Consider the following 15950-nt stretch of genomic DNA (forward strand, 5'->3'; position numbering starts at 1 on the left):
CAACGAAACCCATCTCTAATATTTTTATGTCGGAAACTACTAAGTATACAGAAGATAATATACGGTCGTTAGATTGGAAGGAGCATATTCGTATGCGTCCAGGGATGTATATTGGAAAATTGGGGGACGGTTCGTCGGCAGATGACGGTATTTATATCCTTATAAAGGAGGTTTTGGACAACTGTATCGATGAATTTGTGATGGGCGCTGGTAAAACCATTGAGGTTTCTGTTCAGGGCACTAAGGTAATCGTTAGGGATTACGGCCGCGGGATTCCTTTGGGAAAAGTGGTAGACGTGGTTTCAAAAATGAATACCGGTGGAAAATACGATTCCCGCGCTTTTAAAAAATCGGTAGGGTTAAATGGGGTTGGTACCAAGGCAGTGAATGCCCTATCAACTTATTTCCGTGTAGAATCGAATAGGGATAACAAATCCAAAGCTGCAGAATTTGAACAAGGTAATCTTGTAAATGAAGAGGAGCTTGAGGAAACGAGCCGCAGACGCGGTACAAAGGTCTCTTTTGTTCCCGATGAAACCATTTTTAAAAACTATAAGTTCAGAAATGAATATATAGAAAAAATGGTGCGCAACTATGTTTATCTTAATCCGGGGCTAACCATTGTTTTTAACGGAGAAAAATTTTATTCAGAAAATGGACTGAAAGATCTTCTTGAAGACACTACTAGCAAGGAAGATATGTTGTACCCAATAATTCACTTACGGGGCAACGACATAGAGGTAGCCATAACACATAGCCGAACCCAGTATAGCGAAGAGTATCATTCTTTTGTAAACGGACAAAATACCACACAGGGAGGGACGCATTTGGCGGCCTTTAGAGAAGCGGTTGTAAAGACCATAAGGGATTTCTACGGAAAGAATTACGATGCTTCTGATATTCGGAAATCTATCATTGCAGCCATCTCCATAAAGGTAATGGAGCCTGTTTTTGAGAGTCAGACGAAAACAAAATTAGGTTCTACAGATATGGGTGGCGATTTGCCTACGGTAAGAACTTATGTGAATGATTTTATAGGCACACAGCTCGATAATTTTCTTCATAAAAATGCTGAAGTCGCTGAAAAACTGCAACGCAAAATTTTAGCTGCGGAAAGGGAACGCAAAGAATTGTCTGGAATACGAAAACTGGCCAAAGATCGAGCTAAGAAGGCAAGTCTTCATAATAAAAAACTTCGCGATTGTCGGGTGCATTTAGGAGACACCAAAAATGAACGGTCTTTGGAGACCACACTTTTTATTACCGAAGGAGATTCCGCATCGGGATCCATCACCAAATCAAGGGATGTAAACACCCAAGCGGTATTCAGTCTACGAGGTAAACCATTGAACACTTATGGAATGTCTAAAAAGATTGTTTACGAAAACGAAGAATTTAACTTATTACAGGCAGCATTAAATATTGAAGAATCTATGGAAGATCTTCGGTATAATAATATTGTAATTGCTACAGATGCCGATGTGGATGGGATGCACATTAGATTATTGTTAATTACGTTCTTTTTACAGTTTTTTCCAGAACTTATAAAAGAAGGGCATTTGTATATTTTACAAACCCCTTTGTTTAGGGTTCGTAATAAAAAGGAAACGATTTATTGCTATAGTGAAGATGAACGTAAGGCGGCTATTGAAAAATTAAGTGGTAAGCCAGAGATAACCCGATTTAAAGGACTTGGTGAAATTTCCCCGGATGAATTTCAACATTTTATAGGTGACGATATTAGATTAGACCCTGTAATGCTGGATAAAGCAATGTCTATTGAAAGTCTTTTGGAATTTTATATGGGCAAAAACACCCCCGATCGTCAAAAATTCATCATCAATAACCTTAGAGTGGAACTTGATGTAATTGAAGATTGACATCTTTAAATCAAATAGATATAAATTACCCTACTATCTTTTATGGAAGAGAATACAGAATTGAATCCGGAAGAAAATAACAGTCAAGAAACCATAACGCGTGTTGGCGGGATGTATCAAGATTGGTTTCTGGATTATGCTTCTTATGTAATTTTAGAACGTGCAGTCCCGGCTATTGAAGACGGCTTTAAACCCGTGCAACGTAGAATTATGCATTCTTTAAAAGAATTGGATGATGGGCGGTACAATAAAGTAGCCAATATTGTAGGGCACACCATGCAGTATCACCCGCACGGGGATGCCAGTATTGGGGATGCCATGGTGCAAATCGGACAAAAAGACCTTTTAATAGACACCCAAGGAAACTGGGGAAATGTACTCACTGGAGACAGTGCTGCAGCGCCTCGTTATATTGAAGCCAGGATTTCCAAATTAGGGCTGGAGGTTGTTTACAGTCCAAAAATAACAGATTGGCAACTTAGTTACGACGGAAGAAAGAAAGAACCGATCAACCTTCCGGTAAAATTTCCATTATTGCTTGCACAAGGGGCAGAAGGGATTGCAGTGGGACTTTCAACCAAAATACTTCCGCATAATTTTATAGAACTCATAGATGCTTCCATAAAACATCTAAAAGGAAAACGCTTTACCCTTTATCCAGATTTCCCGACCGCCGGAATCATGGATATTACTAATTATAATGATGGTTTGAGAGGCGGTAGGATTCGTGTGCGTGCAAAAATTTCGCAATACGATAAAAACACTTTGGTCATTAACGAAATTCCCTTCGGAACCAATACCTCTAGTTTAATAGATTCTATCTTAAAGGCGAATGACAAAGGGAAAATTAAGGTTAAAAAAATTGAAGATAATACCGCCGCAGAAGTTGAAATCTTAATTCATCTTCCTAATGGAATTTCCCCCGATAAAACCATTGATGCGCTCTATGCATTTACTGCGTGCGAAACCTCTATATCTCCCTTGGCATGTGTTATAGAAGATAATAAGCCATTATTTATAGGGGTTACGGAGATGCTTCGAAGATCTACGGATAACACGGTTGAGCTTTTAAAGAAAGAATTGGAAATTCAACTCCATGAGCTTGAAGAACAATGGCATTTTGCTTCCCTCGAACGTATTTTTATTGAAAAAAGGATTTATCGTGATATTGAAGAGGAAGAGACATGGGAAGGCGTAATTAATGCTATTGACAAAGGCTTACAGCCTCATATAAAGCATTTGAAGAGACCCGTTACCGAAGAAGATATCGTTCGGTTGACAGAAATACGAATTAAAAGAATTTCTAAGTTTGATATTGATAAAGCGCAACAAAAAATCGATGCGCTCGAAGGCGACATCGCTCAAGTAAAACATCACTTGGAGCATTTGGTTGATTTTGCGATTGATTATTTCAACAACCTAAAAACCACCTATGGAAAGGGTAGGGAGCGCAAAACTGAAATTCGTATTTTCGATGATATTGAAGCTTCTAAGGTTGTTATTAGAAACACTAAACTTTATGTGAACCGCAAAGAAGGTTTTATAGGAACCTCTTTAAAGCGGGACGAATATGTATGCGATTGTAGCGATATTGACGATATTATTGTTTTTACCGCTACCGGCACCATGATGGTCACTAAAGTAGACTCCAAGACCTTTATTGGAAAAGATATTATTCACGTGGCCGTGTTTAAGAAAAAAGATAAGAGAACCATCTACAATTTAATTTATAAAGATGGAAAAGGCGGTGCTACTTATGTAAAAAGATTCTTTGTTGCCAGTGTGACGAGAGACAGGGAGTACGATTTAACCAATGGCAAACCAGGCTCCTATGTTCATTATTTTTCTGCAAATCCGAATGGGGAAGCAGAAGTGGTTACCGTTTACCTACGTCAAGTGGGAAGCATCAAGAAACTGAAATGGGATATGGATTTTGCAGACGTACTTATAAAGGGTAGGACGTCTAAAGGAAACATCGTTAGTAAATATGCTGTAAAACGTATTGAATTAAAAGAAAAAGGTGTCTCTACATTAAAACCAAGAAAAATTTGGTTCGACGATACCGTACAGCGTTTGAATGTTGATGGAAGAGGGGAATTGCTGGGGGCATTTAAAGGAGAGGACCGACTTCTAATTATAAATCAGGACGGATTTGTAAAAACGGTAGTTCCAGAATTGACCATGCATTTTGATAGTAATATGATAGTGCTGGAAAAATGGAATCCTGAAAAGCCAATCTCAGCAATATACTTTAACGGCGAAAAGGAACTGTACTACGTTAAGAGATTCCTTATTGAAAACGAGGGTAAAGAGGAGTCGTTCCTCCCAGACGTAGCGAATTCCCGATTGGAAATTGTTTCAACCGACTGGAGGCCAGTGGCAGACATTGAGTTTACCAAAGAACGCGGAAAAGATAGAAAACCGAATCTGGAGGTGGATATTGAAGATTTTATTGCTGTAAAAGGAATAAACGCACTTGGAAACCAGCTCACGAAAGATAAAGTAAATCAAATTAACCTTTTAGAGCCTTTGCCTTTTGAAGAACCAGAAGAGAAACAGCCAGAGGAAATGGAGGTGAATGATGAGGAAGATGTAAGTGGGGATAAATCGCAGCAGAAAGATGATGGAGGCCCAACCCTTTTTGATTAAGGTTTTCTAAATTCAATCTTTATCGATATGCTTTTCTATTTTACTATCGATAATCCCGAAGATTAAATTAATGAGTACCACCAAAACGCTTAGCGCCAACAGTTCCAAATAAAGCCCCGTAGCTGCCAAACAACCAGCTGCGGCGCTACACCAAATAGTTGCGGCGGTGGTAAGGCCTTTTATTTTATTTTCTTTTTGAAGAATCACCCCAGCACCTAAAAAACCGATGCCCACTACAACCTGACTCAAAACACGGGTGGCATCAACGCCAAATTGATGTTCGTATTGCAAGGAAATTATTACAAAAACGGCAGCGCCAATAGAAACCAGTGTATTGGTTTTGAGTCCGGCACTTTTGCCTTTATATTCACGTTCCAATCCTATTAACAACCCCGCAATAGTTGCTGCTGCAATTTTGAAAATAAAATCGCTTACTTTTATATTTTCAGTAATTAGATCGATTGCCATTACCTTAAATTAATAAAAATATTGATAGTGTCATAAAAAAACACAAATCAAGCTTTGAAATCGAAGTAATGATGAATAGCAGTTTTGGTATGCTTAAAGTGACTTGACTTTGGTCGCCCTTCCTTTTTGTTTGTTCTTTTTATCGCCTACTACCGAGTATTCAAACAAGTAAGAGTCCTTGTCGGTAGTCAATATTTTCATATGAATGGCTTTAGCATCCCTTCTGGAAGTAGGATTGATTTTTTTTACGATAAACTCACAATCGTTAATCCAACGAACGGAATTGGTATCGACACTATTTTCGTAAAAATCAATTTCAATGGAATCTGTTCTTATAAATCGGCTGGTTTTTTCAACCCCATTAATAGTGTGCTTAAACTCAAACTCCCCAGTCTTAAATTCGGTACAATTACGTTCTCGTTCGTAGCAAGAGGACAATATGATAGACAATAGGAAGATCGCAAAATACTTCATTTAAGGTACATTTTTATATTCTTCAAAGGTACCATTCTTATAAAAAACTACAATACGGGCAATTTCTTTTTTTTCTCCCGCTATAATGGAATTTTCAGTAGGTTTAGGATTTTCCCTTTTTGCTTCAGGAATAACTTCAGCTTTTATTTCGCTAAAAAGATCTTCATTTGGAGGGGTAGTGACTTTTGCCTTGGTTTCTTTTGGAAAACTTCCTTTGCCATTTAAAAGCCAATACAATTCTACTTCCGGGAAATTCTCTAATATCTTCATCACAAAATCCAAACTAGGGTTGTTGCGCCCAGAAAGAAGGTGCGAAATGGAAGAGCGTTGTACGCCAATGACGTCGGCAAAAGCAGAGGCAGATAGATCGTAATAATCAATCACCTTTTCCAACCTTTTAATAAAATCTTCTTTGTTTACCATTGTAAACACTTGTTTAAGAATGTTAGTCATTACAAATGTAAACAATCGCATTCAAACCGCCAAATTAATATGATAAGCTAATTAAAATACTAATTAAAACTTTAAATAAACACACATAATAAACTGAAAATAAGTATTTTAAATGTAATAATTGAATAATCAAGATTTTAGTGCTAGATTCTGTTTACAAAAGTATTTATTTTACTGCGCTCGAAGAATCACAATGTTTACATTTGTGTATTTTACTTGTTGAAAATTGTAAACAAGTATCTTTTTACATTTGTCAACTTAAATAAGTTTATGGATTTAAAAGAAGATTTTCAATACAGCTATAGCTCGTACAAAGAGACTCAATTGGAAGGCAGGTATATTACATTAGATGTGATTGAACCTCTTTTACAGGACTTAAAAAACGATTTCAATGTTGATGTTATTGGGCATTCTGTTTTAGGGAAAGCAATTCATAAAATTAGTATCGGTAATGGGCCCAAGAAGATCCTCATGTGGTCGCAGATGCATGGGAACGAGTCTACGACCACTAAAGCTGTGTTCGATTTGCTTAACTTTATCAAACAAAATAAAAGTTTTGGGGACTTTGTAAAAGAACATTTTACGCTTTCTATAATCCCAATGCTAAATCCAGATGGAGCTACAGCTTACACGCGTGTTAACAAGAATGAAGTGGACCTTAATAGGGATGCACAAAATCTTTCACAACCTGAAAGCAGGGTTTTAAATAAAGAATTTAAGCAATTTCAACCAGATTTCTGTTTCAATCTGCACGATCAACGCACTATCTTCAGTGCTGGCAAACATAAAAAGCCCGCAACGGTTTCATTTTTAACTCCTGCAGAAGATAAAGAACGGAAAGTTACCGCCAATCGTAAAAAAAGCATGGAAGTGATAGTTAAGCTCAATGAAATGCTGCAAACTTTTATTCCTAATCAAGTTGGTAGGTATGATGATGGTTTTAATTTAAATTGTGTTGGGGATACCTTTCAATCAGCGGGAGTCCCAACCTTGTTATTTGAATCAGGGCACTTTCCGAATGACTATAAACGGGAGGAAACTAGGCGTCTTATAGCTTTTTCCTTAGTGGAGGCGCTAGTATTTATAGGGAATACGGAAATTACTGGGGATAAATACGAAACCTACTTTAAGATTCCAGAGAACGAAAAACTTTACTATGATATTATTTTAAGAAAATTCCCTTTTAAAAACAAAGATAAAGTTGATACAAAAGATGTAGCTGTTTTTTATAAAGAAACATTAATAAATGGTAAAGTAGAGTTTAAACCCACTGTAGAGCATGTAGAAGCGCACTTGCACTATTTTGGCCATAAAGAATTAGATATGAGCGTGATAGATGTGGATTCTGTGGAGATACATGATTTAAATACAGCTTATTTAACAGAATTATTAAAGAAAATTTAATAAAAACGAATATTTGTTAAGAAAATAATTACATGAGTATTGTGATAAATTCAAAAATTTTTGTTTTTTTTGCGTATTCTTTAAAGATAATATAAAACTATGGCTAAATTTAAATTAGACGAGGTAGATCATCAAATCCTTGATATGTTGATTGATAATACCCGAACTCCTTTCACAGATATAGCGAAAAAACTGCTTATTTCTGCTGGAACTGTACATGTTAGGGTAAAGAAAATGGAAGATGCCGGTATAATTAAAGGATCTTCGTTAACATTGGACTATGTGAAGTTAGGGTATTCCTTCATTGCTTACGTGGGGATTTTCCTAGAAAAAACGCACCAAACAAAATTTGTTTTAGAGCGATTGAACCAGATTCCTTATATAACGGTTGCCCATATTACCACTGGAAAGTTTAATATCTTTTGTAAAATTAGGGCAAAAGATACCAAGCACGCAAAGGAAATTATTTTCAAGGTAGACGATATTGATGGGGTTTCTAGAACAGAAACTATGATCTCTCTGGAGGAAAGCATCAATGATAAACGCAGATTAATGCATACAATTTTTAACGATTTGTAAAATTTCTGTTTAAAAACAATAATCGAACCCTCTCAATGCTTATTTTGAGAGGGTTTTTTGTATTTTTACGGAACAGGTCGTGTTTACAAAAGTTCTTAAAACGACTTATTTACAGTAATCAAATTTATTTTGGCGTAAATCTAGGATGATTTTCTAGGTTGAAAAGCCATGGAATTTAAAAACTCACATTGCAAGTAAAATTGAAATATAATATGCTAAGAAAACCAAAGATTGACCGATTTAATGAAAGTGTTTTATCAAGATATCAAATCTACAACAGTATTTTTATTACACTTCCTTTTGATGAAATAGGGAATACGGGTGTATTTCTACCCTTATTTTCCGAAACATGTGAAAAAGGATTTGATGAGAATAAGAATCCGACTGAGATTGTAAACCGATTTTTTGATAAGTATTACGACAAACCTTCAGAGACGGATAAATTTGATCTTCTTTTCCGATTTATTCAATATATAGAAAGACAAGTAGTGCTTTTTGATGCCATAGAAGATGCTACGTTTCCAGTAGTAAACAATATGGATGGAAGAGGTACACTTCGAAATATTAAAGAAGAGGCCGAGGCGAAGAATAAACTTCCAGAGCTTAAAGAGTATTTAGAGCGTTTTAAAGTACGTCCGGTGCTTACGGCGCACCCAACGCAATTTTACCCCGGTTCTGTATTGGGAATTATTACCGATTTGGCCGAGGCGATTCGTGCGAACGATCTCAACCTCATAAAGAAGCTGTTGGCTCAATTAGGGAAAACACCATTCTTTAAAAAAGAGAAGCCAACCCCGTTTGATGAAGCGGTAAGTCTAATATGGTACTTGGAAAATGTGTTTTATCAATCGGCCAGTGAAATATTCAATTATATTCAGGATAATATTTTTGCCGACCAAGAGCTTAACAACCAGGTTGTGAATCTTGGTTTTTGGCCAGGAGGAGATAGGGATGGGAACCCGTTTGTAACTACGGATATCACTTTAAAAGTGGCAGATAGGCTTCGTAGTACAGTCTTAAAAAATTATTACAGGGATGTTAGAAAGCTTCGTAGACGCATCACCTTTAAATATGTAGATAAGCTAATTACCGATTTAGAAGGTAAATTGTATGAAAATATCTTCTTGGAAAGTGGTAGAACTACTATTTCTGCGGAAGAGACCATGAATACCCTCCTAGAGATTAAGGAGATTTTAGTGGCGAAACATCAATCGCTATTCGTGGAAGAGATAAACGACCTTATCAATAAAATGAAACTATTTGGTTTTCATTTTGCAAGTTTAGATATCCGTCAAGATTCAAGAGTGCATCATGATGTGCTTTCTAATATTGTAAAGGAGTCTTTAGAAATGGGACTTGATATCTTCCCTAAAAATTATGAAAAACTAACTGAAGCACAGCAGATAAAAGCACTTGGAAAAGTGGTTGGAAAGGTAAATCCTAGTTTGTTTAAACATGAGATGAGCAGGATTACACTAGAGTCTATCTATGCCATGAAAACCATTCAAAAAAATAATGGCGAGTTAGGTTCCAATAGATACATTATAAGCAATAATGGTAGCGTGCTCAATGTTATGCATGCTTTTGCCATGATTAGAATGTGCGATTGGGAACAACCAACGGTAGATGTGATACCGCTTTTCGAAACCGTAGACGATTTAGAAGACGCACATAACGTTATGGAAACCCTTTACACCGATAAGTCGTATGCGGCACATTTAAAACGTCGTGGAAATAAGCAGACAATTATGCTTGGTTTCTCTGATGGTACCAAAGATGGTGGTTACCTAATGGCCAACTGGAGTATTTACAAGGCTAAAGAAGCTTTAACAGCCATCTCTAGAAAATACGATATTAAAGTTGTGTTCTTTGATGGTAGGGGAGGTCCGCCAGCACGTGGAGGTGGTAAAACACACCAATTCTACGCTTCCTTAGGCCCAACAATAGAAAATGAGGAAGTACAATTAACCATACAAGGGCAAACCATAAGTTCTAATTTCGGGACGCCGGAATCTTGCCAGTACAATATGGAACAATTAATAAGTTCTGGTATTGCCAATAATGTGTTCTATGATGAAGATGACAACTTATCGAAAGAAGATAGGGACACCATGGATCGTTTGTCTAAAATAAGCTATAAAGCTTATGTAGACTTTAAAAAACATCCTAAATTCTTACCGTACCTTGAGCGCATGAGTACGTTGAAGTACTATTCCAGAACCAATATTGGAAGTAGGCCTACTAAAAGAGGTAAATCTGATGAATTGGTTTTTTCAGACTTGAGAGCTATTCCTTTTGTGAGTAGTTGGAGTATGCTTAAGCAAAACGTACCAGGTTTTTATGGTGTTGGTATTGCTATCAAAGAATTTGTGGATAACAAAGAGTTTGATAAAGTACAATCGCTTTACAAAAACTCAGCTTTCTTTAGAACGTTACTGGAAAATAGTATGATGAGTCTTACTAAATCTTTCTTTAAGCTTACCGCGTATATGGAGAAAGACAAGGAATTTGGACCTTTCTGGAAAATGATCCATGACGAATACGAACGCAGTAAAACCATGTTATTGAAACTTACCGGGTATTCTGAATTAATGGAAGATACACGCTCCATGAGAGCTTCCATCCAAGTAAGGGAAAGAATTGTGTTGCCGTTGCTTACCATTCAACAATATGCTTTAAGGCAAATTCAAGAAATGAACAACTCTAAAAAAGAAATAGATCCAGAACTTCTTGAGATTTACGAGAGAATGGTTACTAGGTCTTTATTTGGAAATATTAATGCCAGTAGAAATTCTGCATAATTAATTCATTTTTAAAATCTAAAAAGCTGTTAGGCAAATCTTTTGTAGATTGTTTAACAGCTTTTTCTTTTTTTAAATTCTATATTTAATAGTATCATAGATAAAATATCGCTTCGTTATATGAAATTTAAACCAACGATCGACATCGTAAAAAAAACATTTTCCAACTGGTTGGATTTAGATCCTTTTGCTAAAAGTGCGGTGATTGCCTATTATACTTTATTCTCACTCCCATCTTTATTGCTTATAGTTATTTGGGTAACAAGTCTTTTCTTCGGAAGGGATGCAGTACAAGGCCATATAACACAGGAATTTTCAAGTTTAATTGGTTATGAGCCTGCAAAGGCAATAGAAGGGATGATAAGCAGTGCGAGTATTGATAGTAATTCTACGCTGAATGTTATAATAAGTGCGGCTACTCTTATGTTTGGTGCCACAGGGGTGTTTTTTCAATTGCAAAAAACCTTAAATACAATTTTTGATGCTGAAGAAGAAAATTCCAATTTCAAGCAAATGGTTATCGATCGGCTAATTTCCTTTGGAATGGTTATGGCAATTGGGTTTATATTGATTATTTCCTTATTGGTTTCTGCGGGGATTTCCGTTTTAAATAATTATATAAGGGATAATTACCCTGAAATTGCTTCCATAATTGTAAGCGTGCTTAATTTCTTAGTTTCATTGGGTGTTATAACCATTTTATTTGCTGCTATTTACAGATTTTTACCGAATAGAAGAATAAAATGGAAAACAGCTCTTATCGGAGCGTCGGTAACTACCTTGTTATTTTTATTAGGTAAGTATTTAATAGGATTTTATTTCGGTCAGGCGGCCCCTGCATCGGTATATGGAGGTGCTAGTTCTGTGGTGCTTATATTGTTATGGGTATATTATACCGGACTCATTTTCTTTATGGGAGCAGAATTTACCATGGTGTATTCAGAATACCGGGAAAAGAAAAAGTTGAACACCGTAGATGCCCTAGCAACTTCATCTAACGAGGGAAAATTATAATTAACCTTTGAAGAATTCATTTAGAGAATTTAGAAATTTTATATAAATAATTTATCTAAGTAAGCTAATTTAAAAGACTATAAACAAGCTAGTTAGTAAATAAATTTTTCAAATCCTCCGTTAATCGAATTGGCCGCTTGCTATGGTTGTTTATTAAACACCATTCGGTAACACATTTTACCAAAAGTTTGTTTGTGCTGTTATTATAAATTTCAACTACGCGGGTAGAAGTAACACCTTCTGCTTTTTTTATAAATGTTTTCAGTAATATTTCATCATTCAAAAAAGCTTGCCCCTTGTAAGTTATGTAATGGCTAAGTACCATCCATATATAGTCGTCTAACATTTCTTGGGTAGCCTCGGTCTGCCAATGTTCTTTGGCAATATCTTGTGCCCATTGTAAATACCTTACATTGTTTACGTGCATGAGATCGTCCAGATCATCTTCTTTTACCTGTATAAGTTGTGTAAATTCTTTCAATTTTCTCTTTTTAAGCTAAATTTATGTCCTGTATAGACTTTGGGGGTAATGAGGTTTAGTTTTTTTCTTTAATGCTTACCTCAAACATTTTATCCCAATTTTTTCCTGTTACAAAGAAAGTATCAGTCTTAGGGTTGTAGGCTATGCCGTTTAAAACATCGAGATCTGCATGTTGCTTTACTTTATCCTTTAAGCCTCGAAAGTCGATAACGCCAATAATAGCACCCGTTTTAGCATCGATAATCATCGCGCTATCTTTTAAATACACGTTGGCGTAAATTTTTCCATCCACATATTCCAATTCATTCGCTTTGTTAAAAACAGAAGTGTTGGTTACAGTTTCAATAAAATCTTCCTCTACCAACGTTTTTGGGTTTAAGATCCAAATTTTATCGCTCCCATCACTTTTATAGATTTTCCCGCCATCAGGTGTGTGTGTTAATCCCCAACCTTCCTTACTCTTGTTGTACTGAAAAGAGTCAAGTTTTTCAAAAGTATTTAGGTCGTATATAAAACCTTTTCCCGCCTGCCAAGTAAGCATATATATTTTTTGATCGATTATGGTGATTCCTTCCCCAAAGTAACTATCGTCCAAATCTATCTTTTTTAAAACATCGCCCGTCTTGTAATCTACTTTGCGTAAGGAAGATATTCCCTTTCTTCCGGTACTTTCGTACAAAGTGTCGTTGTGGAATTCCAAACCTTGGGTGTAGGCTTTTATATCGTGTGGATACGTATTTATAATTTCGTAGGTGTAAACCTTGGGAGCTTCTTCCGCTAGAATAGTAATGTTTTTAACAACTTCTGTAGAAGTACCTTCATAATAAACGGTTGCTTTAAGTGGCTGGATGCCCAATTTATCGCTTTTTAAGGTAAATGAGTTGTTATTTACGTTTATTGATTTTCCATTCAATTGATACGATACCGAATCGATTTCCTTGTTTTTTTTATTCCTTAAATCGATTTCTACGGTCTTTCCATGCTGAATTTTATTCGTTTTCCCTTTAATTTCCAAGGAAAATAATTTTTTTTCAGAAGAATTTGTAGAGTTGCAAGCTCCAAAAGAAACAATTAAAAAGCTGACGATTAAAAACTTATAAAAATACATGACTTTGTTTTGAATTTTAGGCAAGGTATTTAATAAAATTTAGACTGTAAAATTATTGTGTGAAGATAAAAAGTTTGTAAATTTGCACCCGGCAAGTCCTACACGACCAGCTCCTGTAGAATCCCCCAGGGCGGGAACGCAGCAAGGGTATACGGTTGTAGCGGTGCGATGTAGGTAGCTTGCCTTTTTTTATGCCTTTTACTTTCCTTCCCAAAAAATTATATTATAACTTTGTTAAGCCTATTTGTTTTTTACTGTAAAAAGACAAAATAGAGCAGTATCTTTACTGAATAATTAATCGTAAAAGAATATAAATCATGAAATTTTTTATAGACACTGCTAATTTAGAGCAGATCAAAGAAGCTGAGGCTCTTGGAGTTTTAGATGGCGTAACAACCAACCCATCTTTAATGGCAAAAGAAGGAATTACGGGAAGAGATAAAATCTTAAAGCACTATGTGGAAATTTGCAATATAGTAGAAGGGGATGTTTCTGCGGAAGTAATTGCTACAGATTACGAGAATATTATTAAAGAAGGGGAAGAGCTTGCGGCACTACACGAACAGATTATCGTAAAAGTACCAATGATAAAAGACGGTGTAAAAGCTATTAAGTATTTCTCTGATAAAGGAATTAAAACAAACTGTACGTTGGTGTTTTCTGTGGGGCAAGCGCTTTTAGCTGCCAAAGCCGGAGCTACCTATGTATCTCCATTTATAGGAAGATTGGATGATATTTCTACAGACGGACTAGGATTGATAGCCGATATACGTATGATCTATGACAATTACGGATTCGAAACGGAGATTTTGGCTGCTTCTGTGCGTCACACCATGCACGTTATCGATTGTGCTAAATTAGGAGCCGATGTTATGACAGGGCCATTATCTGCCATTACAGGTCTTCTAAATCACCCTTTAACAGATATTGGTCTTGAGAAATTCTTGGCAGATTACAATAAAGGGAATAAGTAATAGAAACTTAACCTCATTAATATAAAAAGAGGTCGTCCAAAAAAGTTAGCTGTATTTTCGAACGTATAGCAGTTGATAATTATTATCTATAAAGATTACTAATTTCGACTCGGCTTTAACTGAAAGAAACTATCAAATTATTTTTTGGACGGCCTCTTTTTTAATTCTTAATACTTTCTTTTAAGCTCGTTTCTAAATTCCGCCCATCAAAAATATCACCAAAACCTTCAATAATTTTACCGTTCTTATCTACAACTATTATTTTGTTGAGGCTCTTAATCACCAAAGTAGCGAGAAGTTCGTCAATATTGTCAGTTTGGTATTGTGGCAAGGTGTCGCCTTTATTAGAGATAAATTCAAGGTTATCCAACCATTCTTTACGGTCTTTATTAACGTTTACTCCCACATAGTTGTAATCAGGATATTCCTTTTTTAAACGGGATATTCTATTCAACACGTTCGCTTGATGGCTTTTTTGATGAAAATTCCAGAAATAGAAAACCGTATTCTTAGCGTATGTGGTAGAATCCATGGTGATTTTATTTCCCTTAATGTCTACTAAATGAATGGGAGGAAGGGTAAGTCCTTTTTGAAGATTCTGTACATTCTCGTAAAAATCGGTAACCTCTTCTATATGTTGGTTGTTCCCTGCGTATTTATTAAAAGAATCTATAAATTTTTCATTGCTGGCAACCGAATGCCCACCCAGTAAATACGTGAATGCTACATTTCTATTTAAATTGTCCCGAATAGTTTTGTTTTCGGTAATAGCCTTATCAATAAGTTTTAATTTATGGATGCTGTAGTGCAGGGAGTTTTGTATACGATCTATATCTCCATCGCATTTATCCTTGCAACTACTGTAAGCTAGATTGTTGAAATGTGTAATAAGATAATTGAAGTATGGACGATAATAAGTTAACAAAGTATCGTTATAATCCACCTGTTTTCTAAAATCGTAAAAAGTTTCCGGGAGTTCTGGGATGCCTTTTGTTCCATTTCTTCGTTTGTTAATAAATGGATATTCTTCCATATCGGTAAAATACCTATAATTTATGGCATCCTTTGCAATATGCATAGAAATTGGGGAAAGCGGTTCGCTTGCGTTAATGTCAGCCAAAAGCTCCTCTTTCATCCCTTTTAAAGAGTCTATTTTATGTAAAAACTCCTTTGGAGGTAGCTCGCTAAAACGGTTTACCACTTGCTCTTCATCTTCATAGATTAAAAAGATATCAATTAAAAAATTGTTCTTTTCTGCCCCGAGTCCAGAATAAACCAAGGATTCATCAAAATCCAAGGTGTTTAAGCGCATTAAAAGACTATCGCCTTTTTCTAGTATTATATATTGATATTCATTATGGTCGAAGTGGTAAAGGCCTTCTTTAACATCATCAACTTCAAAAGAAAACCGATTATTATCATCCAATAAAGAAGAATCTATGAGCTTATTATTATGGTGCAGGTATACGTAATCCATATTCGGATTTACAATCTCTCCTGCAAAATAAGCCTTTGTTGGAGTATCTGTACAGCTATAGGTGAGGGCGATAAATAACGCAAAAAAAGTATACTTCATATAAAATATGATGTTTTTAAGCATCAATTAAAACAAATCTATAAAAGCAGTGCAAAGATTAATGTTAAGGGGAAGTTAAATAAGTGTTT

13 protein-coding genes and 1 other RNA gene are annotated in these 15950 nt (G+C 35.8%); 8 read left to right on the plus strand and 6 right to left on the minus strand.

Features of this window, described 5'->3' with window-relative positions; translation table 11 throughout:
* The first annotated feature begins 26 nt into the window (after nucleotides 1-26).
* Nucleotides 27-1880, plus strand: coding sequence for a DNA topoisomerase IV subunit B (locus tag HX109_RS13665; RefSeq protein ID WP_178952935.1), 1854 nt, complete (start codon nucleotides 27-29; stop codon nucleotides 1878-1880).
* Between the two features lie 42 nt (nucleotides 1881-1922).
* Entirely contained in the window at nucleotides 1923-4529 is a 2607-nt protein-coding gene (locus HX109_RS13670; protein ID WP_178952937.1) for a DNA gyrase/topoisomerase IV subunit A, read from the plus strand.
* A 12-nt stretch (nucleotides 4530-4541) separates the two neighbouring features.
* On the opposite strand, the gene HX109_RS13675 is transcribed toward HX109_RS13670, so the two are convergent.
* The 3 genes from HX109_RS13675 to HX109_RS13685 all read right to left on the minus strand — a co-directional run bounded on the left by HX109_RS13675 (nucleotide 4542) and on the right by HX109_RS13685 (nucleotide 5894).
* Nucleotides 4542-4997: an MgtC/SapB family protein gene (locus HX109_RS13675; RefSeq protein WP_178952939.1), complete on the minus strand. Its 456-nt coding sequence runs from the start codon at nucleotides 4995-4997 to the stop codon at nucleotides 4542-4544.
* 93 nt (nucleotides 4998-5090) lie between these two features.
* Nucleotides 5091-5471, minus strand: coding sequence for a hypothetical protein (locus HX109_RS13680; protein WP_178952941.1), 381 nt, complete (start codon nucleotides 5469-5471; stop codon nucleotides 5091-5093).
* Nucleotides 5472-5894 carry a helix-turn-helix domain-containing protein gene (locus HX109_RS13685; RefSeq protein WP_178952943.1) on the minus strand — a complete coding sequence of 141 codons (423 nt, stop codon included), beginning with the start codon at nucleotides 5892-5894 and terminating at the stop codon, nucleotides 5472-5474.
* Between the two features lie 300 nt (nucleotides 5895-6194).
* Between HX109_RS13685 and HX109_RS13690 the strand changes: the two genes are divergently transcribed.
* The 4 genes from HX109_RS13690 (at nucleotide 6195) to HX109_RS13705 (ending at nucleotide 11722) form a co-directional block, all read left to right on the plus strand.
* Nucleotides 6195-7328, plus strand: coding sequence for a M14 metallopeptidase family protein (locus HX109_RS13690; RefSeq protein WP_178952945.1), 1134 nt, complete (start codon nucleotides 6195-6197; stop codon nucleotides 7326-7328).
* Between the two features lie 99 nt (nucleotides 7329-7427).
* The gene (locus HX109_RS13695) at nucleotides 7428-7907 is read left to right on the plus strand and encodes an Lrp/AsnC family transcriptional regulator (RefSeq protein ID WP_178952947.1); all 480 of its coding nucleotides are present in this window, start codon (nucleotides 7428-7430) and stop codon (nucleotides 7905-7907) included.
* A 212-nt stretch (nucleotides 7908-8119) separates the two neighbouring features.
* On the plus strand, nucleotides 8120-10708 hold the full coding sequence (locus HX109_RS13700) for a phosphoenolpyruvate carboxylase (RefSeq protein ID WP_178952949.1): 2589 nt from the start codon (nucleotides 8120-8122) through the stop codon (nucleotides 10706-10708).
* A 120-nt stretch (nucleotides 10709-10828) separates the two neighbouring features.
* Nucleotides 10829-11722 (plus strand): YihY/virulence factor BrkB family protein, encoded by an 894-nt coding sequence (locus HX109_RS13705; protein WP_178952951.1) that lies wholly within the window; start codon nucleotides 10829-10831, stop codon nucleotides 11720-11722.
* A gap of 88 nt (nucleotides 11723-11810) precedes the next feature.
* Here the strand turns inward: HX109_RS13705 and HX109_RS13710 are convergent, their stop codons facing one another.
* Both HX109_RS13710 and HX109_RS13715 read right to left on the minus strand, forming a co-directional pair.
* Entirely contained in the window at nucleotides 11811-12203 is a 393-nt protein-coding gene (locus tag HX109_RS13710) for an acyl-CoA thioesterase (protein WP_178952953.1), read from the minus strand.
* A gap of 55 nt (nucleotides 12204-12258) precedes the next feature.
* Complete coding sequence (locus tag HX109_RS13715) at nucleotides 12259-13311, minus strand: glutaminyl-peptide cyclotransferase (RefSeq protein ID WP_178952955.1); 1053 nt, start codon at nucleotides 13309-13311, stop codon at nucleotides 12259-12261.
* Between the two features lie 89 nt (nucleotides 13312-13400).
* On the opposite strand from HX109_RS13715, the gene ffs reads away from it, so the two are divergent.
* Both ffs and fsa read left to right on the plus strand, forming a co-directional pair.
* An RNA gene (gene ffs, locus HX109_RS13720) (signal recognition particle sRNA small type) lies at nucleotides 13401-13499 on the plus strand.
* A 129-nt stretch (nucleotides 13500-13628) separates the two neighbouring features.
* The gene (gene fsa / locus HX109_RS13725; protein ID WP_178952957.1) at nucleotides 13629-14285 is read left to right on the plus strand and encodes a fructose-6-phosphate aldolase; all 657 of its coding nucleotides are present in this window, start codon (nucleotides 13629-13631) and stop codon (nucleotides 14283-14285) included.
* Between the two features lie 160 nt (nucleotides 14286-14445).
* On the opposite strand, the gene HX109_RS13730 is transcribed toward fsa, so the two are convergent.
* Nucleotides 14446-15861, minus strand: coding sequence for a TlpA family protein disulfide reductase (locus HX109_RS13730; protein ID WP_178952959.1), 1416 nt, complete (start codon nucleotides 15859-15861; stop codon nucleotides 14446-14448).
* Between the last annotated feature and the right edge of the window lie 89 nt (nucleotides 15862-15950).

Source organism: Galbibacter sp. BG1 (assembly GCF_013391805.1).
GTDB lineage: Bacteria > Bacteroidota > Bacteroidia > Flavobacteriales > Flavobacteriaceae > Galbibacter.